This is a genomic window from Vibrio sp. 10N.247.311.12, assembly GCF_041467515.1.
In the GTDB taxonomy this organism is placed as follows: Bacteria; Pseudomonadota; Gammaproteobacteria; order Enterobacterales; family Vibrionaceae; genus Vibrio; species Vibrio crassostreae_C.
In genome coordinates this window covers 48,553-74,129 of record NZ_JBFSUV010000025.1, presented here as the reverse complement: position 1 = coordinate 74,129, position 25,577 = coordinate 48,553, and the positions used below count along the sequence as shown (strand labels likewise).

20 protein-coding genes and 1 pseudogene are annotated in these 25,577 nt (G+C 45.3%); 12 read left to right on the top strand and 9 right to left on the bottom strand.

Annotated features, from left to right (window positions below; all coding sequences use genetic code 11):
• Positions 1–89: 89 nt before the first annotated feature.
• Entirely contained in the window at positions 90–1,226 is a 1,137-nt protein-coding gene (locus AB6E30_RS12700) for a hypothetical protein (RefSeq protein WP_372103823.1), read from the top strand.
• 609 nt (positions 1,227–1,835) lie between these two features.
• Here AB6E30_RS12700 and AB6E30_RS12695 read toward each other — a convergent pair.
• Both AB6E30_RS12695 and AB6E30_RS12690 read right to left on the bottom strand, forming a co-directional pair.
• Positions 1,836–2,452 (bottom strand): annotated as a pseudogene (locus tag AB6E30_RS12695) (LysR substrate-binding domain-containing protein).
• A gap of 138 nt (positions 2,453–2,590) precedes the next feature.
• A complete protein-coding gene (locus AB6E30_RS12690) occupies positions 2,591–2,707 on the bottom strand; it encodes a LysR family transcriptional regulator (RefSeq protein WP_372103821.1) in 117 nt (38 codons plus the stop codon).
• A gap of 96 nt (positions 2,708–2,803) precedes the next feature.
• On the opposite strand from AB6E30_RS12690, the gene AB6E30_RS12685 reads away from it, so the two are divergent.
• Positions 2,804–3,688 carry an SMP-30/gluconolactonase/LRE family protein gene (locus AB6E30_RS12685; RefSeq protein WP_372103818.1) on the top strand — a complete coding sequence of 295 codons (885 nt, stop codon included), beginning with the start codon at positions 2,804–2,806 and terminating at the stop codon, positions 3,686–3,688.
• Between the two features lie 113 nt (positions 3,689–3,801).
• On the opposite strand, the gene AB6E30_RS12680 is transcribed toward AB6E30_RS12685, so the two are convergent.
• The 3 genes from AB6E30_RS12680 to AB6E30_RS12670 form a co-directional block, all read right to left on the bottom strand.
• Positions 3,802–4,695 carry a DMT family transporter gene (locus AB6E30_RS12680; protein WP_017080421.1) on the bottom strand — a complete coding sequence of 298 codons (894 nt, stop codon included), beginning with the start codon at positions 4,693–4,695 and terminating at the stop codon, positions 3,802–3,804.
• Positions 4,696–4,939: 244 nt separating this feature from the next.
• Complete coding sequence (locus AB6E30_RS12675; RefSeq protein ID WP_372103826.1) at positions 4,940–5,335, bottom strand: pentapeptide repeat-containing protein; 396 nt, start codon at positions 5,333–5,335, stop codon at positions 4,940–4,942.
• Between the two features lie 178 nt (positions 5,336–5,513).
• Positions 5,514–6,776, bottom strand: a complete 1,263-nt coding sequence (locus AB6E30_RS12670) for an amidohydrolase family protein (protein ID WP_372103815.1) — start codon at positions 6,774–6,776, stop codon at positions 5,514–5,516.
• A 405-nt stretch (positions 6,777–7,181) separates the two neighbouring features.
• Between AB6E30_RS12670 and AB6E30_RS12665 the strand changes: the two genes are divergently transcribed.
• Complete coding sequence (locus tag AB6E30_RS12665) at positions 7,182–8,534, top strand: CAP domain-containing protein (protein ID WP_372103812.1); 1,353 nt, start codon at positions 7,182–7,184, stop codon at positions 8,532–8,534.
• A 296-nt stretch (positions 8,535–8,830) separates the two neighbouring features.
• Entirely contained in the window at positions 8,831–9,319 is a 489-nt protein-coding gene (locus AB6E30_RS12660) for a hypothetical protein (RefSeq protein WP_017065270.1), read from the top strand.
• Positions 9,320–9,419: 100 nt separating this feature from the next.
• Here AB6E30_RS12660 and AB6E30_RS12655 read toward each other — a convergent pair whose 3' ends face one another.
• Positions 9,420–11,168 carry an amidohydrolase gene (locus AB6E30_RS12655; RefSeq protein WP_372103809.1) on the bottom strand — a complete coding sequence of 583 codons (1,749 nt, stop codon included), beginning with the start codon at positions 11,166–11,168 and terminating at the stop codon, positions 9,420–9,422.
• Between the two features lie 320 nt (positions 11,169–11,488).
• Here AB6E30_RS12655 and AB6E30_RS12650 point away from each other — a divergent pair, with 320 nt between their 5' ends.
• On the top strand, positions 11,489–12,007 hold the full coding sequence (locus AB6E30_RS12650) for a lipocalin family protein (RefSeq protein ID WP_017060193.1): 519 nt from the start codon (positions 11,489–11,491) through the stop codon (positions 12,005–12,007).
• 94 nt (positions 12,008–12,101) lie between these two features.
• Here AB6E30_RS12650 and AB6E30_RS12645 read toward each other — a convergent pair whose 3' ends face one another.
• The gene (locus AB6E30_RS12645; RefSeq protein WP_102393158.1) at positions 12,102–12,716 is read right to left on the bottom strand and encodes a TetR/AcrR family transcriptional regulator; all 615 of its coding nucleotides are present in this window, start codon (positions 12,714–12,716) and stop codon (positions 12,102–12,104) included.
• Positions 12,717–12,952: 236 nt separating this feature from the next.
• Between AB6E30_RS12645 and AB6E30_RS12640 the strand changes: the two genes are divergently transcribed.
• The 7 genes from AB6E30_RS12640 to cyoE all read left to right on the top strand — a co-directional run bounded on the left by AB6E30_RS12640 (position 12,953) and on the right by cyoE (position 22,729).
• Positions 12,953–14,074, top strand: a complete 1,122-nt coding sequence (locus AB6E30_RS12640; protein ID WP_372103806.1) for an efflux RND transporter periplasmic adaptor subunit — start codon at positions 12,953–12,955, stop codon at positions 14,072–14,074.
• An 8-nt stretch (positions 14,075–14,082) separates the two neighbouring features.
• Positions 14,083–17,181, top strand: a complete 3,099-nt coding sequence (locus AB6E30_RS12635; protein ID WP_372103803.1) for an efflux RND transporter permease subunit — start codon at positions 14,083–14,085, stop codon at positions 17,179–17,181.
• Between the two features lie 765 nt (positions 17,182–17,946).
• Positions 17,947–18,843, top strand: a complete 897-nt coding sequence (gene cyoA / locus AB6E30_RS12630; protein WP_108155498.1) for a ubiquinol oxidase subunit II — start codon at positions 17,947–17,949, stop codon at positions 18,841–18,843.
• Positions 18,844–18,848: 5 nt separating this feature from the next.
• Positions 18,849–20,930, top strand: a complete 2,082-nt coding sequence (gene cyoB, locus AB6E30_RS12625; protein ID WP_372103800.1) for a cytochrome o ubiquinol oxidase subunit I — start codon at positions 18,849–18,851, stop codon at positions 20,928–20,930.
• Positions 20,920–21,537, top strand: a complete 618-nt coding sequence (gene cyoC, locus AB6E30_RS12620) for a cytochrome o ubiquinol oxidase subunit III (RefSeq protein WP_010439790.1) — start codon at positions 20,920–20,922, stop codon at positions 21,535–21,537. Before cyoB ends, cyoC begins: the two co-directional genes overlap by 11 nt.
• Positions 21,537–21,848, top strand: coding sequence for a cytochrome o ubiquinol oxidase subunit IV (gene cyoD / locus AB6E30_RS12615; RefSeq protein ID WP_372103797.1), 312 nt, complete (start codon positions 21,537–21,539; stop codon positions 21,846–21,848). The genes cyoC and cyoD overlap by 1 nt, the downstream gene beginning before the upstream one ends.
• Entirely contained in the window at positions 21,809–22,729 is a 921-nt protein-coding gene (gene cyoE / locus AB6E30_RS12610) for a heme o synthase (protein WP_372103794.1), read from the top strand. Before cyoD ends, cyoE begins: the two co-directional genes overlap by 40 nt.
• 77 nt (positions 22,730–22,806) lie before the next feature.
• Here cyoE and AB6E30_RS12605 read toward each other — a convergent pair whose 3' ends face one another.
• Both AB6E30_RS12605 and AB6E30_RS12600 read right to left on the bottom strand, forming a co-directional pair.
• The gene (locus AB6E30_RS12605; protein WP_017060200.1) at positions 22,807–23,295 is read right to left on the bottom strand and encodes a hypothetical protein; all 489 of its coding nucleotides are present in this window, start codon (positions 23,293–23,295) and stop codon (positions 22,807–22,809) included.
• 155 nt (positions 23,296–23,450) lie between these two features.
• Positions 23,451–25,427 carry an alkyl sulfatase dimerization domain-containing protein gene (locus tag AB6E30_RS12600; RefSeq protein ID WP_372103791.1) on the bottom strand — a complete coding sequence of 659 codons (1,977 nt, stop codon included), beginning with the start codon at positions 25,425–25,427 and terminating at the stop codon, positions 23,451–23,453.
• Between the last annotated feature and the right edge of the window lie 150 nt (positions 25,428–25,577).

The following is a 25,577-nucleotide window of genomic DNA, read 5'->3' as shown; positions in this document are numbered from 1 at the left end:
GGATCAAGTGATCGGAATAAACCGAAACGAGCGATCGCAATCACCGAAATACGCAGATCATCGGTGGTGGTGCCTTGGTTGCCAATAACATGTTGATTAAGAATGCAGCAGAAACTGTGACCAGTGAAGTTGAAAGCTCACTAATTGGACTAAAAAACCAATTCATTGATGCCCAACTGATCGATACGGAAATCAACAATAACAATATCAAGCAGAATTTCGCTATCTACATAAACAATGGTTCAAAAAGACTTCCTGAACCAATCTACCTAAGCCACACAGCAACGGTTGCGCCATTCGGACTTAGCGTTGAAGGTAATTTTAGTCTCCCGAAGGATAAAGGACTTACCTCAACGTTAATCAGAGAGGTAGCAAGCTTAAATGAAAGCATAAAATACACATTCGATACCAGCAATCAGTCTTTAGATCTACAAAGCAACTTCTCACTTGGAGAAATCAATACAGGCCGCTCAAGCAACTTCAAACTTGGCGATGTTGAGATTCTGTTTAAAGGCAATAAAGAAGCCTTCACTACATCCACAAAAATTGACGGAATTAGAATCTCTGAAAGAAGAGAACAGGCCTATATAAACGGCATTGAGCTTAAGTCAAATATCACTAATGACACCCATAATACTGAAATAATTGCAAATGATGGAGGTTTCAACGATCGATCTGGTGGATTTAGCTTCAAAGACGCGAAGTTTCATTCAGCAATTACAATTGAAGACAATACGAGCCTGAAGCTTGATTGGAAAGTTGACTCACTAGATCTTCAATCTCCAAACATCACCCAACTATCGAACAAACTTGGCTTAAGTGGTGAGATTAAAGGAGTTAATACTCAAGAGCTTAATAGCTTCATCGGTTTGATTGAAAGAAATCCTACAGAGGAAACAATTGAGGCTGCTTTTAAATCCATAATAGGTAATGGGATCAAATTCGAGAATATCAACATCTTCGTTAATGACTCAAGTTCCGATGGAGAAATTGAAATAATGCCTAAAAATTATAAAGGCTTAACTAACCGAGAATCAGAAGAGGCATTTGAGAAGTCCCTTAAAGTTGACTTCAATGTCACTATCACACCAAAGCTAGTTAAATTACTTGAAATCAACCAAAACGCATTGGACAGACTGTGGAACGAAGAAGAGTCAGGTAACTACACCACAACGATCAAGCAATCACTTGGGAAGACATTCATCAATGGCGTCGAAGCGAACTAACATTTCGTTCAAAAGTCTATTGCCGCCTTGCTATTTGAACATGCTAGGCGGCATGAATTCTCAGCTAAAGTACCAAAAGTACTCCATATATAGTAACGCCTTTCTTCACCGCATAAAATTAACTCAAAAGTTTTAAATATCCCTATGGTCGATACTGCATATCTGAGAAATTCTGAAGGGTAGACTCGGTCGGATTACCTCTTATAGGGTTAATATATATAAACACGATATTTACTATCTCGAACTCTAACCAACAATGGGGCAAATCCGTGTTAGCCCAACCTCCCTCGGTAATCACACCAACCTCAAATTCCCTCCTAATCTCCCCTTAATCCGTATTTTCGACCCATTATGATTTCGTGGAAAGGGGAGGAACTGAATGCCGATGGCGACATGCGCATTTTCACATTCAGCGCCAAAGAAGATTCTCCCCCTCGGTCGTCAATCTAGAGAGGGGGATGAACTCAACTTGAGGGGGAGTTAGAGGGGGAGGGTGTTTCAAAATCGACGAATACACGGCAGCCTATCAGCTATTGAAAGCACTGCGATTGAGCCTGATATGAATGGAACGCACATACGTTCCAATTGAAAGGTTTAGCGTTCTAAAACTCACAACGTATAAGCGTTATTCGATTCCAGCCACTCTTTTACCGCTCGGTTAAAAGTGACTAACTTCTGCGGTGTTACTCTTCTTTGAGCATAGATAAGGCTTAGCTTTTGGGCTTTAATCGACCATTCTGGGAACACGTGAATAAGCTCACTTTTTTTGAGCTGCTCTTCAACTTGATAGAACGGCAAGCTGGCGACACCTATCCCTTGCATCGCTAACTCTAAAATTGAACTGTAGGTATTAGAGCTGTTTGTTCGCCATTGCTCAACTCCAGCTGATTCCAGCGTTCATTTTGACTGTTAAGAATGAAGCTGCATTTATGGATGTCTTTAGTGGTGGCAAGTGGGTTAGTCGATGCGTAACCCGCACTGCAAACCAGAACATTGCGGATATGTCCGAGATGGTTGGCAATCACATCATTAGGCAGTTCATCGTAGGCTCTAAAAGCAATGTCAAAGTCGCCAGACTCTATCTTCTTTTTCATCGGCCCAAAGTCGAGAATCAAATCCACTTTTGGGTACTCTTGCTTGAAAGTAGGGATGATATGGCGACAAAGCGCACGCCCAAACTCTATCGGGGCGGTAATTTTTAAATCGCCTGCCACTTCCTGCGTCATGTCTAAGACACGCATTTCCGCTTCGGTTGCTAATAGTTGAATTTGCTTCGCTTTCGAATACAACTCTTCACCCACTTCTGTGAGGCTGATAGAACGAGTCGTTCTGTGAAACAGCTTAGAATTCAATGTTTCTTCGAGTCATTGTACATGCCGAGACACCAAACCTTTCGACACATCCAATACTTCAGCGGCCTTGGTGAAGCTTAGCTCTTCGGCGACAGTCAAGAAGGTCTGCATATAAATCAAATTCATCATTAACACCATTTAGTAAACAGTTAAGTCATTTTGTACTGTTTTTCTCACTCATTCAAGAAACTAAGATTCAAAACGTAAACAGAAAGGAGAAGAACAATGAACAAATTACTACTTATTACCGCTGCAATGGCTGCTTCTATGAATGTTTCAGCTGCCTCTGTTGTAGAAAGCAACCCAACATTGGTTGGAGACTCATTTGGCTTTGTTGAAGGCCCTACATGGGATGTGGAACATCAACGTTTCTTGTTTAGCGATATTCCAAATAACACAACCTATTCTTACGATCTTAACGGTAAGTTGAGCGTTTTTGATGATAACTCTGGCTATGCCAATGGTCTCGATATTGATGCGAAAGGCAACCTTTGGGCAGCCCGCCATGATAGAAAGCTGTCGTACCGTGAGGGCAACGGAGAGAAAGTGATTGTCGCTGCAACGTATAACGGCAAACTGCTTAATAGTCCGAACGATTTAACCGTTAACAGTGATGGCAGCGTGTGGTTTACCGATCCTCCGTTTGGTATCCAAGGTTACGGCCCAGCAAAGGCAGAACCAGAGCAAGCGGTTAATGGCGTTTATCGTTACCTAAATGGTGATCTAAAGTTGATCACTGGAGAGTTCAAGTTACCAAACGGCATCGCTTTTTCTTCTGATGAATCTTCGTTATACGTTGCCGACACATCTGATGGCTGGGTATACCGATTTGATGTTGATGGACAGTCACTCAGCAATAAGACGCAATTTGCTCAAGTGAAAGCGGAGTCTGGCTCTGAACCTATGGTTGATGGCGTTGCTGTTGATGCCGATGACAACCTCTTTGTTGCAGCGCATGGTGGCGTGGGTGTGTTCGATAAAGACGGTAAGCAAATAGACTTCATTGCTATCGATGCGGGCCATATCAGCAATCTAGAAATTGGCGGGAAACAGCAAGACTTACTGATGGTAACGGCATACAACAAAGTGTTGGTGTTCAAGCTTAAGTAACACCTTATACAAACGAAAATAAAAAAGGGACGGGTAGAAATACCGGTCCCTTTTCTCATTTGAATAGGTCGAAAGTGGGTTAGCTCGATGCGCTGCAAGGATGCTGCTGGCAATTAAGACTTAGTCTGATTGGCTTCTATATCAAGCGCCGTTTGATTTGGCTTACTGAAGTACTTCTTCCACTTTATTGGCATCATCGGAATGACGATCAGGCTGATGCCGACAAGGGTCAACATGTCTGGAATCTCATCAAACCACATCACGCCAAATAAGGTCACGAACACCAACCCCGAGTATTCCGCGAGAGCAATTTGGTTTGCTGGTGCTTTTTTATAAGCCACCACCACAAGGGCATGGTATCCAAGAACGAACAGGTTGATTGCCATAATCCACCCAACATGACGCCATTCAATCGCCGCCCATGCAGGTAGAGCAAGAGCCAACGCCAGCGGTAGAGTCATCACACTGGTCCAAAATAGTGTCGAGATAATGTGTTGTTCTGCGTGAAGACGTTTAATCAAAATATTGCCTACACCCATCGCGAGCGCACTGCCTAACCCTGCAATAGCGGCCCAGTGAAATTGCTCTGGACGCAACACGATTAACACACCCACGAAACCAATCAATGTCGCCACCACTTTTGATGATGTCGGCTTCTCTTTCAGTAAAACAATAGAAAGCGGGAGCATAAGAATGGGCCCAACATAGAACATCGCATTTGCGGTCGCCAACGTTAGGTGTGTGATGGCAATCATTGCGCAGCCGCTTCCCATTAGGATGAATTGAGCCCGCAAAAAATTGATGCGACAACCACCTTGCATGCGCGTCTCTTTGGGTAGCTTTAGCCAAAAAGGGAGCAGCAACATCACGCTCAATAGCTGGCGGATAAACACATATTGGAACGTGGGCACTTCACCGTTCAGCACTTTGAGTGAGACGTCTGAAAAGGATGCGAGCAGGTTGGCGAATACTAAGAGCAAAATCGCGTGGTTGGTGGCTTTGGTCATACAGAAAGAGTGCTACATATTTGTCATACAATTATGGGCGCACATAATACATGAGAATCGAAAATATGTAAGAACAAAAAACCAAGTAAGAACAATGTCGTTCGATGCTTAGTGATACGGGATGCGAGATCTGCTGTTACGACCTGAGTTCAGTAGGTGAGTGCCCAGTCCAATTCGGTATTTATCGAATAATCGAATGAATATGCAACAATATCAGCGCATTGGAGATCATCGCTGTTTGAGCCTACTTGGCAGAGAGACACTGTCGGGTAGGATCTCGCAGCTCAATAATGGTATTGCCTGTGTCTTTTCGTTTGAAAGCAGAGTCATTAACTTGAGCATTGCTGAAGTCAGTGCGAAACAAGTCGGCACGCAGTAAATCGACGTTGAGCATTTGGGCGTAACTCATGTTGGCGTTACGTAGGTCAGCATCGCGGAAGCTGGTATTGTTGAGGTTCGTGTGGCTGAAATTGGCGTAGGTGATATCAGCCTCATTCATGTTCGCGCCCGATAAATTGGCGCCACTAAAATCGGTACGTATCAGGTTGGCGCAACGAAGATCAACATCTTGAAGCGCTAGATTACTTAGATCGGTATTACCTAATTGTGCTCGTTCGCCGCCTTGGTTTTCCAACCACAGTTTATGCTGTTCTAAAATAGAATCGAGTTGTTGTCAGAGTTTGTTGGTCGAAAGCGAGATAAGCTTTAGGCGATCCAAAAAAAGCAAACAACCAAGTTAATTATCTCGGTTATTTGCTTTAGATGTGTTGTTTTGTTGTTTTGTTGTTTTGTAGCGTAGGGACGAGCGCTTTTCGAGGTTAAAGCGTGTTTTTGTACACCTTGCCGTCTTTCATGATCAGTTTTTGTGTCTCTGTGTTCGCCACACAGGCAACACTTTCCAGTGGATTGCCATCGATGATCAATAGGTCGGCATACGCGCCTTCAACGATCTGACCTAACTTGCCTTCTTGGTATGGGTGTTGATAAGTCGACATTTCGAACAGGCGTCCACAGTTTGATGTCGCCATGCGAAGTGCGGTGATGGTATCGAATACTTGCTCAATCGCACCAAGCTCATTCAATTGTGTCGCATGAACGTTGGTTTCACCTACACAGTCAGTGCCAAAAGTAATGTTCTGAATGTCGTATTTCTTAATCAGTTCTGCTGACTTGAACATCGCTTTGCCTACGCGTTCTGTCTTGCGGTATGTCTCTTCATTTGGCAGCGGGATCTTACGCTCTGCAATCAATGAAGAGGTAAAGTAAGAAGGAATCACCCAAATGCCTTTCTCTTTAATGATCTCGGCAATGTCGTCGTCCATGATGGTGGCGTGTTCGAAAGACATCACGCCCGCTTCTGCCGCTCGGCGCATAGCATCAGAAGTGTGGATGTGCGCGGCAACATAAGTACCGTAATCGGAAGCGGCATCAACCGCGGCTTTCATTTCTTCTGATGTGAATTGCAACGTGTCTAGCGGGTCGAACGTTGAAGATGCACCACCACCCGCCATGATCTTGATTTGAGAAGCGCCCATAAACAGTTGTTCACGTACTGCTTTTAATACTTCTGAACGACCATCTGCCACTTTCATTGCGCCAAGCTTCATCATAGGTGAATCTTCATGGCCGTTTGCTAAACGCTCTTGTGCTTGGTTTTGACGGTAATCTGAGTGACCACAAGTTTGCGAGATAGCCGCCATTGACGGAAGAATACGTGGGCCAGTGGCATAGCCCTTGTCGATGCTGTTTTTAAGGCCAAGCGTATTACCCGCCACGTCGCGAATGGTAGTAAAACCGCGCATTAACATCTCTTCAGAAATCTTTGCTGAGCGAATCGCCACTTCTTCACGAGTCATCGTATCAATGACATTAAAAGAGGCAGAGAGCGTGATATGAACGTGCGCATCAATCAGGCCTGGCATGACCGTACCGCCTTGAGCATCAATCGTTTCATCGGCAATCGTTGGGTCAACCTCTCCAATCTGAGTGATCAAGTTATCTTCGATGAGGATTGATACGTTCTCGATTAAGTTGTTATCAACACCGTTAAATACGTTCGCGTTAGTGATTAGCTTTTTCATAGTCTGCACCTTTTGGAAATGAGTGTGTGTCGCTGATGGAGTCATCATATGGGGCGCAGCATTTGAAGAATGGCCATTTGGTGACAAGCAATGACGAGACTTATCTTTTGGTGCTTTTCTATATTTCTAAGTTTTTCCTATTCGAACGTTAAGGTGTATTTCAAATCGTCGTCACCTAGTGTTGAGAGTCAATTTACCGAACTGTAACTGGCTCTAAAACGGAAGGCCTAAGGAAAATACTGAATGAGTTCATTGGCTTATAGGTCGAACGTTAAATTGACAATATCTTATAAAATGTTAAATCGGTGTCAGTATTTAGGGGCTCTGACATTGGTCTGAAATTTAAGTTCGTTCTATGAGGCAACATCCTTACATCAAGAAAAATATATGGTTAAGGATTAACTCATGAAAAAACAAAATATCTCGGCAGTCGCCCTTCTAGCACTGATTATTACGGGTTGTGGTGGAGAGAGTTCATCAGGAGGTGACAGCACAACGTCTAATAACGCTAATGTTCCAAGTAATCCAAGTAATCCAAGTAATCCAAGTAATCCCGGCTCATCATCTACCTCTCAGCAGCCTGACATTAAAGCTCTTAGCAACAATATGATTTTTGCGATCGAAGGTTTTATCGAAGAAACGGATCCAATCAGAAATTTCTCATCTATTACCGTCAAAAATGAGCTGCCTGCGTTCAAGAGTGGAGATACTCAGGAGGTTGATGTGACTATCGCTGTACCAACAATCGTTATCGATAATGGCAGCAACTTTGTTAACGATTGGCACTGTTACGAAACCACAGGATTAAGCGCGCAAAGGAAGGATCATCAGTTACTTGTGGACGGTACAATTTCTGAATATCGATACGATATGCAAAGTAACTCTTGTTCTAGTGAGCTCTTGGGATCGTATGTGTTTAACGATGCGGTGTTCGACAGTTCGTTGGAATTTAAAACCGTTGGCAGCGTAGTTTCCAAAGATGGGAGCGGGATAGAGTCTAATTTACCTACTTACGATTTTATCGCTCAAGCTTATGGAGAGCAGTCAAAAGAGCGGTTTGGTGATTCTTGGGAATTATTACAGCGCGACAAAATTAACGCAGCAGCTAAGGAGGTTGGGGCCTCGATCTTTGAGTTGAACACTTCATCTGGAAAGATCGATTTGGATCTAGGTCAGCTTAATAGCGACACTCTCATCGATTTCGCTTCACTAGATACAAATCAATTATTGAACGGTGCGATTTGGGGGATGCCCGGTCAAGGCGTTGCCGATGATAAATGGTGCCGAATTGTGAATATTCCAGAAGATCTAAGTCAGAACAGTATCAAGTACCAATCTGTTATCTCGACAAATTGTGCGAGGTCGACACAACGTTATTGTGATGCCTTTGGTTCATCGTTTTCGAGTGGTAACTACCCACCAGCAGCTCCTATCGCTTGGGACAATAACACGGCGAGTAATGCTCAGTTGAACTCAGATGAGCAGTACCGAAGAGATGCTCAAGGTCACTTTGTTGTGAACAGTTCTGGTCAGAATGCGTTTGTCCTCTCATCCAATTCTGTTGTGATTCCTATTTTTGGTTACACCAGCCCGCGAAGTGATGGGCAAGTTAACAATGCTGGTCTTAATAGTTGGGCTGGTCACGAAGGTCACTGCCAAAACGTAATGAATAGCCAACACACAAAGATGGGGATTGGATACAAAGCCAGTAAGTCAGATGCATCGAAGGTGTCTTATTGGACGCAAGATTTCAACTAACACACTCATTGCTTAAATATGGGGCATTAATTTAGCGTCGTTATTCTTTCTTTCGTTGGTAGTGGCGCATTACTCGGTAGCAGCAAGCAGATTACTCGATAGTGCCATTTTATTTTACAGTGATACGTGGGCGATCAGGATTATTGAAGGTGGAGGTACGAAGACACTATGACGATTCATTTGTGTTGTGAATGATTTTGAGTGGTGTCATGAAATGGTAAGTTTTGCTTTGATTCGAACGCTAAGATGTATTTCAAATCAAGGCGACTTATCAAATTAGATTAGAGAGAGACAGAATGACTAAATCAGACAAAGTTTACGGATTCAACACACCACAACGTCTATTCGTAGGTTACACATTAGCCGTGCTGGTGGACTTGGTCGTACTTAACTTCTTCGATGAGTACTGGGACTTCGTCAACATTGAGTCTTTCACTATATCTTTGATTGCGGCGTTGTTGTTGCAGCTATTATTGAAGCTCTCTATTGGTTTAGAGCACAAGATTGCTGAACACTTCAAAAGCAAGCCGGGCACTGCACCTAAGGTGTACCGAGCAATCACCACTTACATTATCTTGGTGGGCTCAAAATTCGTGATGCTAGAAGCGATTAACCTTCTGTTCGGAGATAAGGTGAGTTTTACAGGACCTTGGGGCGGCGTGGTTGCTTTCTTCGCTGTGGTATTTACGATTCTGGTTGCTGAAGTGATTGTATCGAAGATCTACTTTGCTCTGGATGACAAACAAGATTCAAATGTGAAAGCGCTTAAAGAGACCAACGCGTAACACAACATAAAATACCTATGTTAATAACAGACGAGCCAGTTGAATAAGCTGGCTCGTTTTCGTTTGAGTTGCGATAACCAATTCGATACGCGAATTGGCTCTATTTTTCGTAAACCACGTTCCCGCGTAACACCGTCATCAACACCTGAGTTTTGGCGATTTGTCTTGCTGACACTATGGTGATGTCGCGGTCGAGAATGGCGAAGTCAGCGGATTTTCCTACCTCAATAGAACCTGTTACGTCTTCAATCCCAAGACTTTTGGCGGCATTGAGCGTGTAAGCGTCGATGGCGGTATAGATATCGGTTAGGCCGGTTTGGCCCATGATTAAGCTGTTCGCGATGCCGACTAAAGGGTTGATGTCGTGTACGTTCCAGTCACTGCTTAAGGTGATATTCGCGTCGGTCTTGACTATTGCATCGAGGTTCATCATGGCTTTAGCACGGCGAGCACCTAGGAAAGCTTCAGCCCATTGGTGTTGATGCCTTGCAACGTAATCAGAGCCAACTTGGAAATCTGCAGTTACATCTAACTGGCGAAAGCGTGGCACATCTTCATCATTGATTAATTCGATATGGGTTAGGGTGTAGGGTTTGGTTGAACCTTGTTTGCGAATACTTTCTATCGCATCAAGAGATTCACGAACCGCTCCATCACCAATCGCATGAATGTGGGCGCTAAAGCCGATTTTCTCGAGCGCAGTTAACCATTCTTTCATTTGTTCTGGCGGAATATAGTTCAAGCCATTAGGAGACTGGGGTAGATAAGTATCTAAGTAGGGCGCGAGTGTTTTGGCGGTGCCATTGATAAAGACGCCATCACTGTACATTTTCACCTGATCGACAAGTAACAGATGGCTTTTATCGTCGGAATGCATTTTCTCAAAGACTTCTAATTGAGAAGACATCACCATCGATGGGTACACCCAAGGGCGTAGCGATACTCGCGCCGTTAAGTCTTGATTTTGCTCGGCCTCTAGCCAAACGTCATACCAACCTCGTTTCCAATACATGCGACCGTCGCCAATGGTAGTGATGCCGTGGGCTGCCGCTTCCTCAAGCCCGAACATTAACCCTTGGTAGCTTTGCTCAAACAGTTCGCTTTGGCTGTTCCAAGCCATCTCCATCACTTGATCGCCAGCATTGTCTAATAAGATGCCATTGAGTTTGCCGCTGTCTTGGTCTTTTAAATAAGCGCCACCTTGTGGATCTGGCGATTGCTGGCTGATTCGGGCGATTTTCAGAGCCTTTGAGTTGACCCACATTGAGTGTGAAGTCTGCTCCATGATCACCACAGGGCGATCTGGAAAAATACTGTCGATGATCTCTAGTGGGGTGTAGTCAGAGTCACTATCGAGCGTCGCTTCCAAAGAAAAACCATAACCCATTAGCCAACCTCTGCCATCGGTATCAGCATTGATCTTACACGCTTCTAGGTAGGGGGTTTGCTCTTCTAATGTTGCTTCAGAGTCGAGTTCACAATTTCCACCCAGCTCTGAGGCGGCTTCAAACACATGGTTATGGTTGTCAATGAACCCCGGAAGGACAAAGGCATTTTCTAAGTCGATAACATCAGTACTTTGCCCTTGAAAAGTTTGCGCCTGTGATTGGTTACCGATGAAGATGATCTTGCCTTTGTGGGTAACGATCGAGTCCGACTCACGATGCCCGTATATATCTGCATTGGTAAATATCTGGTCTGCACTTTGGCTTTGAACTGCTGTTTGTGTTTGAACTGCTGTTTGCGCTTGGACAACGGTGTTGGCTTGTGCAAGAACCGGCGCTGCGGCAGTTAAGCTTGCGAGTAATGCTATCCATGCAGTGCGTGGCAGAGTGAGCTTTTTGTTCATTATTATGTCTTCCATGTTCCACTGTTTAATAAGTATAGAAAGCGAGTGGCGAGAATCATATCGTGAATTTTTAATAATAAAGTGTCCTTGGTTGCTCTCTTGTTTGAATGTAATTCCAGTGCCTTTTGAGGTGGTTGTGGGAATACAGCTCGTCAATAAAGGATTGCGAATCCATTCGCAGACTAAACAATTCACATAAGGTTCTGAATAAATTACAGTTAAGTGAGCTATAAAAATGGATTTAACGTATTACCAAGGATGTAAGTTTATGTTTTCAAGAGACTTACTCGCATTACTAATAAAAACAAGTCGAGGTTAGGATGAAAAAAATATTATTGCTGCTTAGCGTGATCTTATTGGGTGGTTGTGTTGGCATGCCCGAAACGGTAAAGCCTGTTCAACAGTTTGAGTTGGAACGATACCTAGGGAAATGGTACGAAGTGGCTCGTTTGGATCACTCGTTTGAGCGTGGCTTAGACAACATCAGCGCTGAATACAGCCTTCGTGATGATGGCGGCGTGAAGGTGATTAACCGTGGATACTCTGCCGAAGAGGGTGAGTGGAACGAAGCGGAAGGAAAAGCGTACTTCGTTGAAGGCTCTGAACAAGGCTATTTGAAAGTGTCTTTCTTTGGCCCTTTCTACGGCGCTTATGTCGTGTTTGAATTAGACAAAGAGGGCTACCAATACGCGTTTGTTTCTGGGCCCGACACTGATTACTTATGGCTACTCGCAAGAACGCCGGAAGTCGCACCAGAAGTGATGGAGAAGTTTAAAGCCATGTCGAAAGAGCGTGGCTTCAATACCGATGAGCTGATCGTTGTGGAACATACCCAATAAACCGATCGCTGTTATTGCTGAGAGTGACTGATGATTGATAAGGCACAGAGGATGAATTTCTCTGTGCCTTTTTTATTCAAAGATAGAGCTACAATTAACGAGGCTGGTTGCCGTTCAAGAATAGCGCGACACATTCGCGAGTGTAGTGAAGCCTTTCTTCTTCGGATTCTCCGCTATCGTGACCGAAGAATGACCAATACGCCGATTTGCCGTGAAACATCAGCAACAGTTGGCGTGCTGCAATGACTGGTGAGCTTGATGTCGACAGTGTGAGATCACCAGAGTCTATTTTCGACTGCAAATAATCAGCAAGTAATTTGGTGGTTTTCTGAGGCCCAGTTTCTAAATAGATAGAGGCGATCTCTGGATGCGTGTTGGATTGGCTCACAGCATTTTGAAAGGTCTGTCTGGACTGCTCATCAAGTAACAAATCTTGAAACTTCACACCAAACTTCACCAATTCGTCTTCCAAAGTGGCATTCATATCAAAAGCAGAAGGGCTGAGTTCGCGCTCGGCACACTTAGTTTGCATGCAGGTTTCGAAAAGCTCGTCTTTGTTTTTAAAGTGAGAGTAGACCGTTTGCTTGGAAACGTTCGCTGCTTTGGCTATTTGATCCATATTGATCTTGAAGCCATGTTCAGAGAAAAGTTGGCTGGCTGCGGTTAAGATCTGCGATCTCTTCTGTTCACTCTTGATGATTTTTGTCACGTGCTTGCTTCTCGTTACTTGGTGTTGGGTCGTTACCTAGCTTGTCTCTTTGCTTAGTGCCTATTGATACTCCGCTATAGGTGTCTCATTTGGCGCTAAGCATTATGCTTTTTGTGATGGTTTTATCAAACATTAACCATGAAACTTATTTCTAACATAATCAAACTAGACAGTCTAGTTTGGTTTGGTTAGTCTAAAAAAAGAACATAATTGAGTACCGCATAGGAACAGGAAGTATGTATAAATTGATGAAGGGAAGCGCAGTAGCAGTGGCGTTGTCGACTCTTCTTGTCGGGTGTGGTGAAAATACACAAGCCGAGACAGCATCCGATGCAGATAATGCTGCAGTGGAATCGAGTAGTGCAGCGTCGACAGTCTTAACAGTAGAAACTGTCGCTTTGGAACGCTCTCCATCGTATGCGGTACAGCGTGAATATGTCGGTGTGGTAAAGGCCGGGCAGCAGGCGAATTTGGGTTTTGAATTGGCGGGTAAGGTCAATGAGATTCTGGTGGATGTCGGTGACACAGTCACAACGGGTCAGCCATTGATCCGATTGGATACTCAACTTTTGGAAACCGAGTCTAGCCAACTGAAAGCGCAGGCTGAAGAAGTCAAAGCTCAATTGAGTTTGGTGGCAGCGAACCTTAAACGTCAACGTTCATTGAAAGCGAAAGGCTTCAGTGCCGAAGCGGAGATTGATTCTCTCACCAGTGAGCAACGCGTATTGCAGGCGAACTTGTTGCGCATCGATGCATCGGTAAAAGGCAACGAACTGAAATTGGTGAAGTCGACAGTGCTTGCGCCTTATTCTGGAACCATCGCGACGCGCTTTGTTTCGCTCGGAGATGTGGTGAATGTGGGTAATCCAACTCTTACACTGCTCGCTTCTGAGGGCAAAGAGGCCTTCATCGGTATTCCTGCTCACCAAATGCAAAAAGTCACCTCACTTTCTTCGCCTAACATCCGAGTTGGGAGAACAGATTATGCCGTGGAGCTATTGAATCCCGGCGCAATGGTCGACACCCAATCTCGCAGTGTCGGTTTGCGTTACCTATTCCCTGAACAATCATCGGTATTGGAAGGGCAACTTGCCTACCTTAAATTTGATGAGCAGATTGATGACTCAGGTTACTGGGTGCCATTAACGAGTTTGATTGATGGATTGCGCGGTGTGTGGAACATCTTTGTGATTGGTGAAGACAATAAGGTTGAACGTAGAAGTGTTCAGGTGTTGTTTGCCAACAATCAACAAGCGTACGTGAGTGGGGCGATTGAAGACGGTGAACAGGTCATCGCCAGTGGTTTACATCGCTTAGTTCCGGGCCAAATCGTGAAACCAGTCAGTGCGGCTGAGTAGGTAATAGTATGAAAATAATAGAGACTATTTCCAACACTCGACTGCTTATCTTGATGACCGCGCTGCTGATGGTGAGTGGTATTTCGGCGTTCATGACGTTGCCACGTGCAGAAGACCCAGTAATCATCAACCGTTACGCGAACATCACAACCAGCTTCCCCGGCGCCAGTGCCGAGCGTGTTGAAACCTTGGTTACTGAGGTAATCGAGAACAAGCTGCGTGAGCTGAGTGAAGTTAAATTGGTGAGTTCAACCTCTAGGCCGAGCGTATCGATTGTCACGCTAGAATTGAATGACACCATCACCGAGCCAGAACCCGTCTGGTCCCAAGCTCGCGACAAGTTATCTGATATCGAATCCATTTTGCCTGCGGGCTCTCATTCTCCCGATCTCGATAGCGACCATACCTATGCTTTCACAACCATCGCATCTCTAACCTGGTCTGGTGCAGGCGAGCCTGACAGGTTAACGCTGGGTCGTTATGCCAAAGAACTCGCTAAGCGACTAAGAACTTTGTCGGGTACTGAATTCGTTGATGAATACGGGATGCCACAAGAAGAGATTCAAATCAGTTTACGTACCGCAGATGCAGCCGCGCTTGGTCGTTCAAGTGCCAATATCGCAGAATCTTTGGAAGGAGCAGATGCGAAAAACTCTGCCGGTGAATTGGTCAGTGCTTATTCTCGCTTTGGCTTAGAGATTAAGTCTGAGCTTGATTCCATTGAACGTATTAAACAGGTGCCAATAGCCACCGACAGCAACGGTCACATCATCCGCATGGAAGACATTGCTTCGGTGAAACGTGGTGAGAAAACCCCGCAAGACCAGATTGCCATTATTGATGGTGAGCCGGGTGTGATTGTCGCGGCAAGAATGCACCCTGATCTGCGAGTCGATAACTGGACGTCGCGAGCTAATGCTCTGATTGGTAAATTTGAGCAAGAGTTACCAAGTAACGTTAAGGTGACCGTGCTCTTTAATCAGCAAGGTTATACCGAAACTCGCTTAGACGATTTAGGCAAAAGCTTGATGATCGGTTTCGGTCTGATTTTGATTGTGTTGTTTGTCACTTTAGGCGTGCGTGCCGCGATCTTAGTGGCCATTTCTCTGCCGTTAACCTCATTATTGACCCTGTCGATCATGAAAATGACCGGTGTGCCGATTAACCAAATGTCGGTGACGGGCCTAATTGTGGCGCTCGGGATCATGGTTGATAACGCGGTGGTGATGGTCGATACCATTCAGGCGTATCGTTTGAAAGGGCAACAACGAGCAGAAGCGACCATGAATGCATTGAAGCATTTATGGGTGCCGTTATTAGGCTCAACCTTAACTACCGTGTTGGCGTTTGCCCCGATTATCTTGATGCCGGGTGCATCGGGTGAATTTGTCGGTGGTATTGCGATTACCGTTTCTTTCTCATTGATCGGCTCTTACATTATCTCGCACACCTTAATCGCAGGATTGGCGACCAAGCTACTGCCCAAGCAACTCAGTGATGTCGACAAGAAAGGACAGCGCCATTGGTACATGACCGGCTTAAGAATCCCGGCTTTGACGCGCTGGTTCTCGTCTTCTGTCCGCTTTGGTGTCACACATCCAATCATCACGATTGCTTTGGTGTTGTTGGTTCCGTTTACCGGTTACTGGAGTATGTCTCAGCTGACTGAGCAGTTCTTCCCGCCATCAGACCGAGACATGTTTGAGATTCAGGTTTATATGCCACCTCAAGCGAGCATTTATGCCACTAAAAATACTTCTGAAAAAATTGACGATATCATTCATCGTTACCCTGAAGTGGAGCGTATCGATTGGTTAGTGGGCGCAAACTTCCCATCCTTCTATTACAACCTGCAAGCAAGGCAAAATAACGCGCCGTACTTCTCGCAAGCCATGGTGAAAACAGAGAACTTTGACCAAGCCAATGCGCTAATTCCACAGTTGCAAAAGGTGTTGGATGAAGAGGTTCCGGAAGCACAAATCTTGGTACGTAAGCTTAACCAAGGGCCTCCATTTACCGCGCCCGTTGAACTGCGAGTGTATGGTGAAAACCTCGATACGTTGAAAGCGATTGGTGAGGATGTGCGATTGATTTTGGCGGGTGTTCCTCATGTGACGCACACAAGGGAAACGCTGCAACCGGGTACGCCGAAGGTGTGGTTGATGGTCGATGAAGATACCGCGAAACTCAACGGTATTTCATTGAACCAGTTCGCAGGTATGCTGCAAACTACGCTGACAGGTCGTGAAAGTGGTTCTGTGATTGAAGGCAGTGAGTCGGTACCAATCCGTGTTCGTGTGGCAGATGAGGCGCGTGAAAACTTGGCTCACTTAAGCAATATTCGTTTGCCAATTAGCTCTGAGGTGTACTCAACGGGAATTAATGTTTCGACTCTGGCTGAACTTGAACTGACTACCAGTCGTGGTGCGATTACTCGTCGTAACGGGCAGCGTGTGAATACCATTGAGGGCTACATTGAAGCGGGAGTCTTGCCTCAAACCGTGCTTAATGAATTCCAAAAACGCCTAGAAAACTATCAGATGCCATCGGGTTACACGATTGGTTTTGGTGGTGAATCCGCTGAGCGTGACAATTCAGTTAACAGCCTTATCTCGAATGTCGCCGTTGTGGTGGTATTGATGGTGTTGGTGGTGGTGATGTCATTCAACTCGTTCCGAATGAGCAGCATCATCTTCATGGTAGCAGGGTTGGCTGGTGGACTAGGGCTGTTGTCGGTATGGATCTTCGGTTATCCGTTCGGCTTTACGGTGATTATCGCGATGCTTGGGATTGCGGGCTTAGCCATTAACGCGGCCATTGTGATTTTGACCGAATTGAAACTCGATAAAGAGGCTTCCTCCGGGAATGTAGATGCAGTCGTTGAAGCTGTGATGTCGTGTACTCGCCATATCAGCTCAACCACGATAACGACTGTTGGCGGCTTTATGCCATTGATCATCGCTGGCGGTGGTTTCTGGCCTCCGTTCGCGGTCGCGATTGTTGGCGGTACCGTATTAACCACGCTTATTTCGTTTTACTTTGTGCCGGTGGTTTATCATTTAATGACTAAAAATCAGCGAAAAACCATCGCGACTCAAGCGGCATAACTGTTTTTCAATTTAACGCATCTTTAATTTAACTACTCTTCAATTTAGCTACTCTTTAATTGCCCATAATCGAGCCGTATCTGGCTCGATTATGGTGTTGTTATTCTCGATAAATTCATCCCAATTCCTACCATTGTGTTGTTCTTTTCACCGCTATAACGTTCTCAATTAGTCAAATTATCCTTTCTGTTAGTCATAATATTCTTTCAATTCGTCACAGTAGTACATCGATGAATGCTTGGTTATCTTGCTGGTGAATGAGTGGGTATTTTGAATAATCTAACCAGTGAATACCTTGTAAATGGTATGTGAATTCACAATCTTGATGGGCGTCACACTTCTATTTATTCGCTCTTTCTAATGTACCTTGAGCTTGCCCCGAGCTTTAGTGGTGAGTGAGTGTTTATCTACTTTTTCTAAATCCCTTGTCAGTACTGGCTCTATCCGTGTAGCACGCTATTGATGTGTGTCTTAATCGCTTACTGCTTCTTAGTTTTCGTCTTCATAAATGGAAGGTTAGTTTCCAAGTTTGTTTGGTGAGCTTTCAATTTCGACTCCTCATAATGCGCCAAATGTAACAATGCATTTCAAAGTGTAACAATTAAGTCATATTTTTTGTGTGGTTTTAACCCAGCAGTAACGGGCTTTATTGCATTGCTTTTTGAGATGCGGCGTTTCACATGCTCAACACATAAATATTCTAATGATCATGACAACCAGTACTTAGGCATTCGTTCTGAGGCTGGATAACCATCGAGAAAGTTAATGGAAGCTTCAAGATATAAACGCATTTTATCGAGGACAAATTTGTCGAAGATTGGTTTGGTGGGAACCGTCCTGATGCTCGAAGGATGTAACTCCGCATTGCTCGACCCAAAAGGTAGCGTTGGCGTTCAGGAAAAGGAGCTGATTATTACGGCTCTGTTGCTGATGCTGATTGTCGTCATCCCCGTGATCCTGATGACCATCTACTTTGCTTATAGATACCGTGAAAGCAACACCACAGAAGAGTATGCACCTGACTGGGCGCACTCAACCAAGATTGAAGTGGTGGTATGGACGATTCCAATCATCATCATCGCGATTCTAGCCACCATCACTTGGCGAACAACACACGAATTAGAGCCATCAAAGCCTTTGGTGAGTGACGTTAAGCCTATGGTGATCGAAGTGGTCTCTCTGGACTGGAAATGGCTGTTCATCTATCCGGAGCAAAACATTGCGACGGTTAACTATGTTGCGTTCCCGAAAGATGTACCGGTGACGTTTAAGCTAACTTCAGACAACATCATGAACGCGTTCTTTATCCCGCGTCTTGGCTCGCAGATCTACGCGATGCCGGGAATGGTGACCAAGCTGAATTTGATCGCGAACCACGAAGGTGACTTTAAAGGTTTTGCATCGAACTACAGTGGTAAAGGGTTCTCTCAAATGAAATTCACCGCATCAGCCATGCCTGATCAAGTGGCGTTTCTAAACTGGGTGGAAAAAGTGAAAGCAAGCCCGGACCGTATTGAAGATTGGGAGCAATTCCGTTCTTTGGCTGCGCCGAGTGTGGCTGAGCCTGTGACTCTGTTCTCCAGTATCCCACCATTTTTATTCACTGATGTTGTGACCCAGCACCCTGGTTCAATGAACTGTTTGCCGGAAACCCAAGGATAATCGTCATGTTTGGAAGATTAACTCTAGACTCAATTCCCTACCACGAACCCATTATTTTGTTCACGTTAACCATGATCGCTTTAGTGGGTGGTTTAGTGGTGTATGCGGTAACAAAAGCCGGTAAGTGGCAATACCTTTGGAATGAATGGTTTACTTCTGTAGACCACAAAAAATTGGGCTTCATGTACATTGCGGTCGCGATGGTGATGTTAGTTCGTGGCTTTGCCGATGCCGTCATGATGCGTAGTCAGCAATTGCTTTCTGCAGCGGGTGAGACAGGCTATTTACCGCCACATCACTATGACCAGATCTTCACGGCTCACGGCGTGATCATGATTTTCTTCGTAGCGATGCCTTTGGTTATCGGTTTGATGAACATCTTCGTGCCGTTGCAAATCGGTGCTCGTGATGTTGCATTCCCTTACTTGAATAACCTGAGCTTCTGGCTGTTTGTGGTGGGTATTATCCTAACCAATATGTCACTGGGCTTAGGTGAGTTTGGCCGCACGGGTTGGTTGGCGTATCCGCCTTTGTCTGGCATTGAGGCGAGCCCGGGAGTCGGGGTCGATTATTGGATATGGGCGCTGCAAATATCCGGTGTGGGTACCACGTTAACGGGTGTGAACTTCTTCGCGACTATTTTGCGCATGCGTACTCCTTCTATGCCAATGATGAAGATGCCAGTATTCACGTGGGCGTCTTTGTGTGCCAACATCCTGATCATCATCTCTTTCCCAATCCTTACGGTAACCATCGCGTTACTGACTTTGGATAGATACATCGGCACGCACTTTTTCACCAATGACCTTGGTGGCAACGTGATGATGTATGTGAACCTGATTTGGGCATGGGGACACCCTGAGGTGTACATCCTAATTTTGCCTATCTTCGGTGTGTTCTCTGAAGTGACTGCAACCTTCTCACGTAAAAAACTGTTTGGTTATACCTCGCTGGTATGGGCGACGGTGGCTATCACCATCCTTGCGTTTGTGGTTTGGCTGCATCACTTCTTTACTATGGGTTCAGGCGCAAATGTGAATGCCTTCTTCGGCATCGCAACCATGATTATCTCTATCCCAACCGGGGTTAAGATCTTCAACTGGCTGTTCACCATGTACAAAGGTCGCATCCGTTTCACAACACCTATGCTGTGGACAGTTGGTTTCCTTATCACCTTTACTGTTGGTGGTATGACAGGCGTGTTGATGGCGGTACCGGGTGCAGACTTCATACTGCATAACTCAGTATTCCTGATTGCTCACTTCCACAACGTAATCATTGGTGGTGTTGTGTTCGGTTGTTTTGCTGCGATTGGTTACTGGTTCCCGAAAGCGACCGGTTTCACTCTGAACGAGCTTTGGGGTAAACGCGCATTCTACTGCTGGATCATCGGTTTCTTGATGGCGTTCTTGCCGCTTTACGCTCTGGGCTTTATGGGCATGACACGTCGTTTGAGCCAAGACATCAACCCTGAGTTCTTCCCTTTACTGGCGGTTGCGGCTGCAGGTACAGGCGTAATTGCGATGGGTGTGGTGTGTCAGTTCGTTCAGATTTACGTAAGTGTTCGTGACCGCGACCAAAACCGAGATCTAACCGGTGACCCTTGGGGCGGACGTACATTCGAATGGGCGACATCGTCACCACCACCGTTCTATAACTTTGCAAAATTGCCTAAGGGCGATGAGATCGATTCGTTCTGGTATCAAAAGCAAAGTGGTGAGTTTGATCCAACTCAGGAAGAAGAATACGAACGTATTCACATGCCGAAGAACACACCGACAGGCATTTATGTGTCTGCATGGGCGTTGGCATTTGGCTTCGCAATGATCTGGTACATCTGGTGGTTAGCAGCTGCAAGCCTAGTGGGCATCGTGGTGACGTGTATTCAACACAGCTACAACGACGATGTGGACTACTACGTGGAAGTTGAAGAGATCAAAGCGATTGAAGCGGCTCGACGTGCACAGCTTGAAGAAGCGAAGAAACAGTCAGTGAAAAGCGACAATTCTAGTCGTGGTAACAGCGCTGACGGTGACAGTGATAACAACGAAAATAAAGATGATTTGGAGACGACGTATGCAAGCTAATACTCCGTCACACACTTATGATCTTGCACACTCGCATGATCATCACCACGAAGCCGCGGGCAACAAGTTGTTTGGTTTCTGGGTTTACTTGATGAGTGACTGTGTCCTGTTTGCCACGCTTTTCGCGACTTATGCCGTGCTTGAGAGTGGCTCAATCGCTGGGCCGACAGGTAAAGACATCTTTGAACTGCCGTTCGTGTTTGTCGAAACCATGATGCTGCTGTTCAGTAGTATCACCTTCGGCTTTGGCATGATTGCGATGAAGCGCAAAGACGTGACCGGACTGAAGCGATGGATCAAAGTGACTTTCGTATTGGGCTTAGCCTTTATCTGTATGGAAGTGTATGAGTTCCACCACTTGATTGCAGAAGGTTATGGTCCTCAAGAGAGTGCGTTCCTTTCAGCGTTCTTTACCTTGGTTGGTACACACGGTTTGCACGTAACGTTCGGTCTTATCTGGATGGCGGTGGCGTATCACCAACTTTCAACCAAAGGCTTGAACGACAACATGTCGATGCGTTTCCAGTGCTTAAGTTTGTTCTGGCATTTCCTTGATATCGTTTGGATTTGTGTATTTACCATCGTGTACTTAATGGGGGTGATGTAATGGAACAGCATCTAGACAGCGGTGCAACGGATTACGTGAAAGGCTTTATTGCTTCACTAATTCTCACCATTATTCCGTTCTACATTGTGTGGGCACATGCGCTACCAAACACGGAAACTTACGTGATCTTGTTCGGTTGTGCGCTGGTGCAAATCTTTGTGCACTTTAAGTACTTCTTACATATGGAAGCGAAATCTTCCGATGGGCGTTGGAACTTAGTGTCACTGATGTTTACTGCCATTGTTGTATTGATTCTTATCGCTGGCTCGGTATGGATCATCTACAACATGAACGTCAACATGAAGTTGTAGGCCAAGGTATGCTGAAAAAATATTTGTCTATTACCAAACCGGGCATCATTTTCGGCAACCTGATTTCTGTTGCGGCGGGGTTCTTCCTCGCCGCAAAAACAGAACCAGCCAGTGCGATGTTGTTACTGACGACTTTAGCGGGTGTAGGGCTTGTGATTGCATCAGGTTGTGTTGTGAACAACATCTTTGATCGAGACATCGACCAAAAGATGAAGCGCACACAAAATCGAGAATTGGTTCAAGGAAACATCAATACAGATGTAGCGTTCGTCTATGCCTTGGTTTTACTGCTAGCAGGCACAGCGCTGCTGTTTCAGTTCGCTAATCCGATCTCTGCGGTCATGGTGTTGCTTGGCTATGTGTTTTACGTCTTTTTCTACACCATGTGGTACAAGCGTACATCGGTTTACGGCACTTTAGTCGGCAGTATTTCGGGAGCCGTTCCGCCGTTAGTGGGTTACTTGGCGGTGACGAATTACATCAGCCTTGAAGCGGTTTTGTTGTTCGCGATGTTCTGTTTATGGCAAATGCCGCACTCGCACGCGATCGCGATGTTCCGCCTTCAAGATTATCGAGATGCAGGCATTCCTGTGTTACCGGTGAAAGAGGGCGTCGACAAAGCGCATCAGCACATGAAAGCCTATGTGGTAGCGTTTGGCGCAGTCTCGTTGGCGCTGTTCCTACTCGGAGATGCGGGCTATGAATACCTAGCGGTGTCGGCGGCAGTCTGTTTTATGTGGACTAAAGTGACGTTTCGTAAGGTTGATTGCCTCAACTACATCCAGTGGTCAAAGACTGTCTTTAAAGTGTCTCTGCTGGTGGTGATGAGTATCAGTGGTGTGCTGGGACTGGAGTTGATTCCGTTGCCTACGCTTTTTTGATTTAAGTTTGTCGTTGAACCCTCAATGTTCTGAAGTCCGAGGGTTTGACGACTTTTTATCTGTCCCGCTTTAAGCTATTACCCTTCAAAAATATCACTAAGCCAATCTTCAAGCTGCTCTCGTTTGTCTTGAGGGCCATTGATTACCACTAATCCATTCAGTGTCGCTTGATCCCAAGAGATCGTTCCGTTCGCTAATGCATCGAACACGTCGAGCTCTGTAATAAGCAATAAATCGTTCTCTGTCGGCAAAGTGTCTCTTCCTGAAATGTTCACGCCTTTTTCAATGCTGATTTGGCTGTAGTGACCTTTAATCGCTTCAAATAAGTTGAATTCAATCTTACTCGGATGCGCCTTTGCGAGTGCTGACTTTATCGAAAACAGTTTGAAATGATCCGGTTTATCTAGGTTTCCGAACTCGTCATCTTGCCTTGCTGTGATGACATTGCCAAATACCTCCAGTGAACCGGGCTCTGTCACTAAACTAAATCCGGTTTCTTGGTGTAATCCGCAAGCTAATACCAGAGAAGAACTGAGTGAAAGCAAAAGAACAAAACGTTTTAGCATGTGTGAACCTTAAAAGAAGCGGGGCAGTTTCCTTACTCCAACAATAGACCTAGATCGTTGAGTTAAGGTTGCGAACTGTACCAATAAATAAACGATAAAGGGACCACAATGGGTCCCTAAGTTATCGACTCGCCATCCTTAGCAGCCTTTGATTATTAGCGAACGATGAGCATGATCTCTTCTGGAGTCATTGCCTTATCGAAGTAGCTCATGAATTGACCGAAGCCTTTGATGTCGCCATTCGAGAACTTGAATGCACCAGACTGTAGGTTAGTACCAATCACTTGTTGAGCGTTTGGACCCGCAATCAAGATTTGGTTCAATACTGCACGAGTGGTGTTGATTTGAACATCTGCGCCTTTCACTGCCTCTTCGTGTAACTGAGCAATGCCGTTACGAATTTCGATAGTGAATGCTTCGTTCGTATCAGAGAAGTTGTACGTTAGCATCATGTTTACGTCTAACGAGTTTTCTGCGATTAGCGTCGACGTCATCATATCGAAGATTTGCTTACTTGGTAGCGCAGTTAGTACGTCTACAGAAGCAAAGCTGATCATGTTAGAGAAATCACGAGTACCTTCTAGTTCAGCTGCAGCATTCAATGCCCAGTTGCGCCAGTTGATGTTCACTTGATCGGCAGACCATGCTTTGTAAGCTTGTGCTTTCAGTAAGCGTGCTTCCATGTCATCTTTGTTTACCGTGATTGGGTAAGAAAGAATCTCTGCTGCAAAGGTGTAGTTCTCTGCTTTCATCGCCGCTTTTGCTGTGTCGATGATGTTGTCACGACCGCCCATGACCTCTACGAAGGCTTTAGCGCGTTGCTCGTAAGCCATTGGCTCTAGCTGCCATGGGTCACCTTCGAAGAAACCGTTGTAACCTACGTAAATCTGACGCACGGCGTGTGCAACAGTGCCGTAGTGCTCACCTAACCACGGGTGTTCTGCAAGGTGCTTCGGAAGTTTAACGACTTCAACTAGCTCATCTGGCGTCATACCTTTGTTCATGTAACGGATAGTTTGATCATGAGTGTATTGAATCGCATCACGGTAAGCCGTTAGTACGTCAGCTACTGCTTCTTTACCTTCAACAGGACGACCGTGAGAGTTAATCATGATCTCAGTGTCGAACTTACGCATTACGTCGATGCCCTTGAACCACATTGATGGGTCACGGAATTTAGTACCACGGATGGTGTGAAGGTTAGGGAAGTTCTCACCTTGAAGTACTTCAGCCGCGTGTAGGATTTTCTGGTCTGGGAAATAAACCACTAGCTCATCTTTAGTTTCAGATGGCACGTTTTCGATGTGCATTTTCACGCCAGAAATTTCGATTTCGATGTGGCTTTGGCTTGGTACAAACAGGTTTGGTTCAATAAACGAGATAGCACCTTGCATGAAGCGTGGACCAAGGCCGTCGTTTACTGTGCCGTGCTCGCCTTCTTCTACGTGCTTAGCACCTGTGTAAGAAGTACGGTGACCAAATAGAGTACCTAGGTTTGAAGACCAGTTAGCCACTGCCGCGGTTAGGCCTTCTTCTGCGATGATTTTCACTTCACCTGATGCCACTTCTTCATCCGTTACCCATGCACGCACACCTGAGATGTGGTCGATGTGGTTGTGAGAGTAGATGATGGCTTTAACTGGCTTGTCTGTGATTTGACGAAACTGCTCTTTAACCGATTGAGCCATTTCTACCGACTCACCTGGATCAACAATAATGATACCGTCAGTACCTTCGATCATTACTGGTGTATCGAGACCAAAACCGTAACCAAGGTAAATGTTGTCATCAACTTTGATGATTGCTTGGTCCATTTTTCGGCCGTGCTTGGTTAGGATTGGGTGTACGTGATCAGACTCTTCTGTGAAAGCCAGTGAATCGCCCGTTTTTGAAAGCACCTTAATACGATCGCCTTTACCCCAGAACATGTTTGATTCGTGTTCGAATAGAACCTCGCTTTTGTAGCGCGCATCAAGATCGATGTTTTGGTATTGAGCTGCATTTGCGGTTTGAAGCTCTTGGCCTACCGTTGATGTTGCTTCAACAACAGGCGTTGCTGATGCAAAGCCAGAAGCAAATAGTGCACTTGCGATTGCAACTGGAAGTGCCATTTTTTTGAATGTGTTAGTCATGATAGTGACCTTATATTTGGATACAGGAATTGGATTTCTTGAGCCAAATAATAGACAGGAGAGGGGGCGCTATCTACGCGCTAATAGGATTTCAACCTATCGTTATTACGATGTTTTATTTTATTAATGATTGTATTAACGATTTTTATT

Bases quoted from the DNA above. Each gene is read 5' to 3' on its own strand.
- AB6E30_RS12635 (WP_372103803.1), top strand. From the start codon at position 14,083: ATGAAAATAATAGAGACTATTTCCAACACTCGACTGCTTATCTTGATG.
- cyoE (WP_372103794.1), top strand. From the start codon at position 21,809: ATGGATCATCTACAACATGAACGTCAACATGAAGTTGTAGGCCAAGGT.
- AB6E30_RS12665 (WP_372103812.1), top strand. From the start codon at position 7,182: ATGAAAAAACAAAATATCTCGGCAGTCGCCCTTCTAGCACTGATTATT.
- cyoC (WP_010439790.1), top strand. From the start codon at position 20,920: ATGCAAGCTAATACTCCGTCACACACTTATGATCTTGCACACTCGCAT.
- cyoD (WP_372103797.1), top strand. From the start codon at position 21,537: ATGGAACAGCATCTAGACAGCGGTGCAACGGATTACGTGAAAGGCTTT.
- AB6E30_RS12655 (WP_372103809.1), bottom strand. From the start codon at position 11,168: ATGAACAAAAAGCTCACTCTGCCACGCACTGCATGGATAGCATTACTC.
- AB6E30_RS12685 (WP_372103818.1), top strand. From the start codon at position 2,804: ATGAACAAATTACTACTTATTACCGCTGCAATGGCTGCTTCTATGAAT.
- AB6E30_RS12670 (WP_372103815.1), bottom strand. From the start codon at position 6,776: ATGAAAAAGCTAATCACTAACGCGAACGTATTTAACGGTGTTGATAAC.
- cyoA (WP_108155498.1), top strand. From the start codon at position 17,947: ATGGAAGCTTCAAGATATAAACGCATTTTATCGAGGACAAATTTGTCG.
- AB6E30_RS12690 (WP_372103821.1), bottom strand. From the start codon at position 2,707: ATGATGAATTTGATTTATATGCAGACCTTCTTGACTGTCGCCGAAGAG.
- AB6E30_RS12640 (WP_372103806.1), top strand. From the start codon at position 12,953: ATGTATAAATTGATGAAGGGAAGCGCAGTAGCAGTGGCGTTGTCGACT.
- AB6E30_RS12605 (WP_017060200.1), bottom strand. From the start codon at position 23,295: ATGCTAAAACGTTTTGTTCTTTTGCTTTCACTCAGTTCTTCTCTGGTA.
- AB6E30_RS12660 (WP_017065270.1), top strand. From the start codon at position 8,831: ATGACTAAATCAGACAAAGTTTACGGATTCAACACACCACAACGTCTA.
- cyoB (WP_372103800.1), top strand. From the start codon at position 18,849: ATGTTTGGAAGATTAACTCTAGACTCAATTCCCTACCACGAACCCATT.
- AB6E30_RS12600 (WP_372103791.1), bottom strand. From the start codon at position 25,427: ATGACTAACACATTCAAAAAAATGGCACTTCCAGTTGCAATCGCAAGT.
- AB6E30_RS12650 (WP_017060193.1), top strand. From the start codon at position 11,489: ATGAAAAAAATATTATTGCTGCTTAGCGTGATCTTATTGGGTGGTTGT.
- AB6E30_RS12680 (WP_017080421.1), bottom strand. From the start codon at position 4,695: ATGACCAAAGCCACCAACCACGCGATTTTGCTCTTAGTATTCGCCAAC.
- AB6E30_RS12700 (WP_372103823.1), top strand. From the start codon at position 90: ATGTTGATTAAGAATGCAGCAGAAACTGTGACCAGTGAAGTTGAAAGC.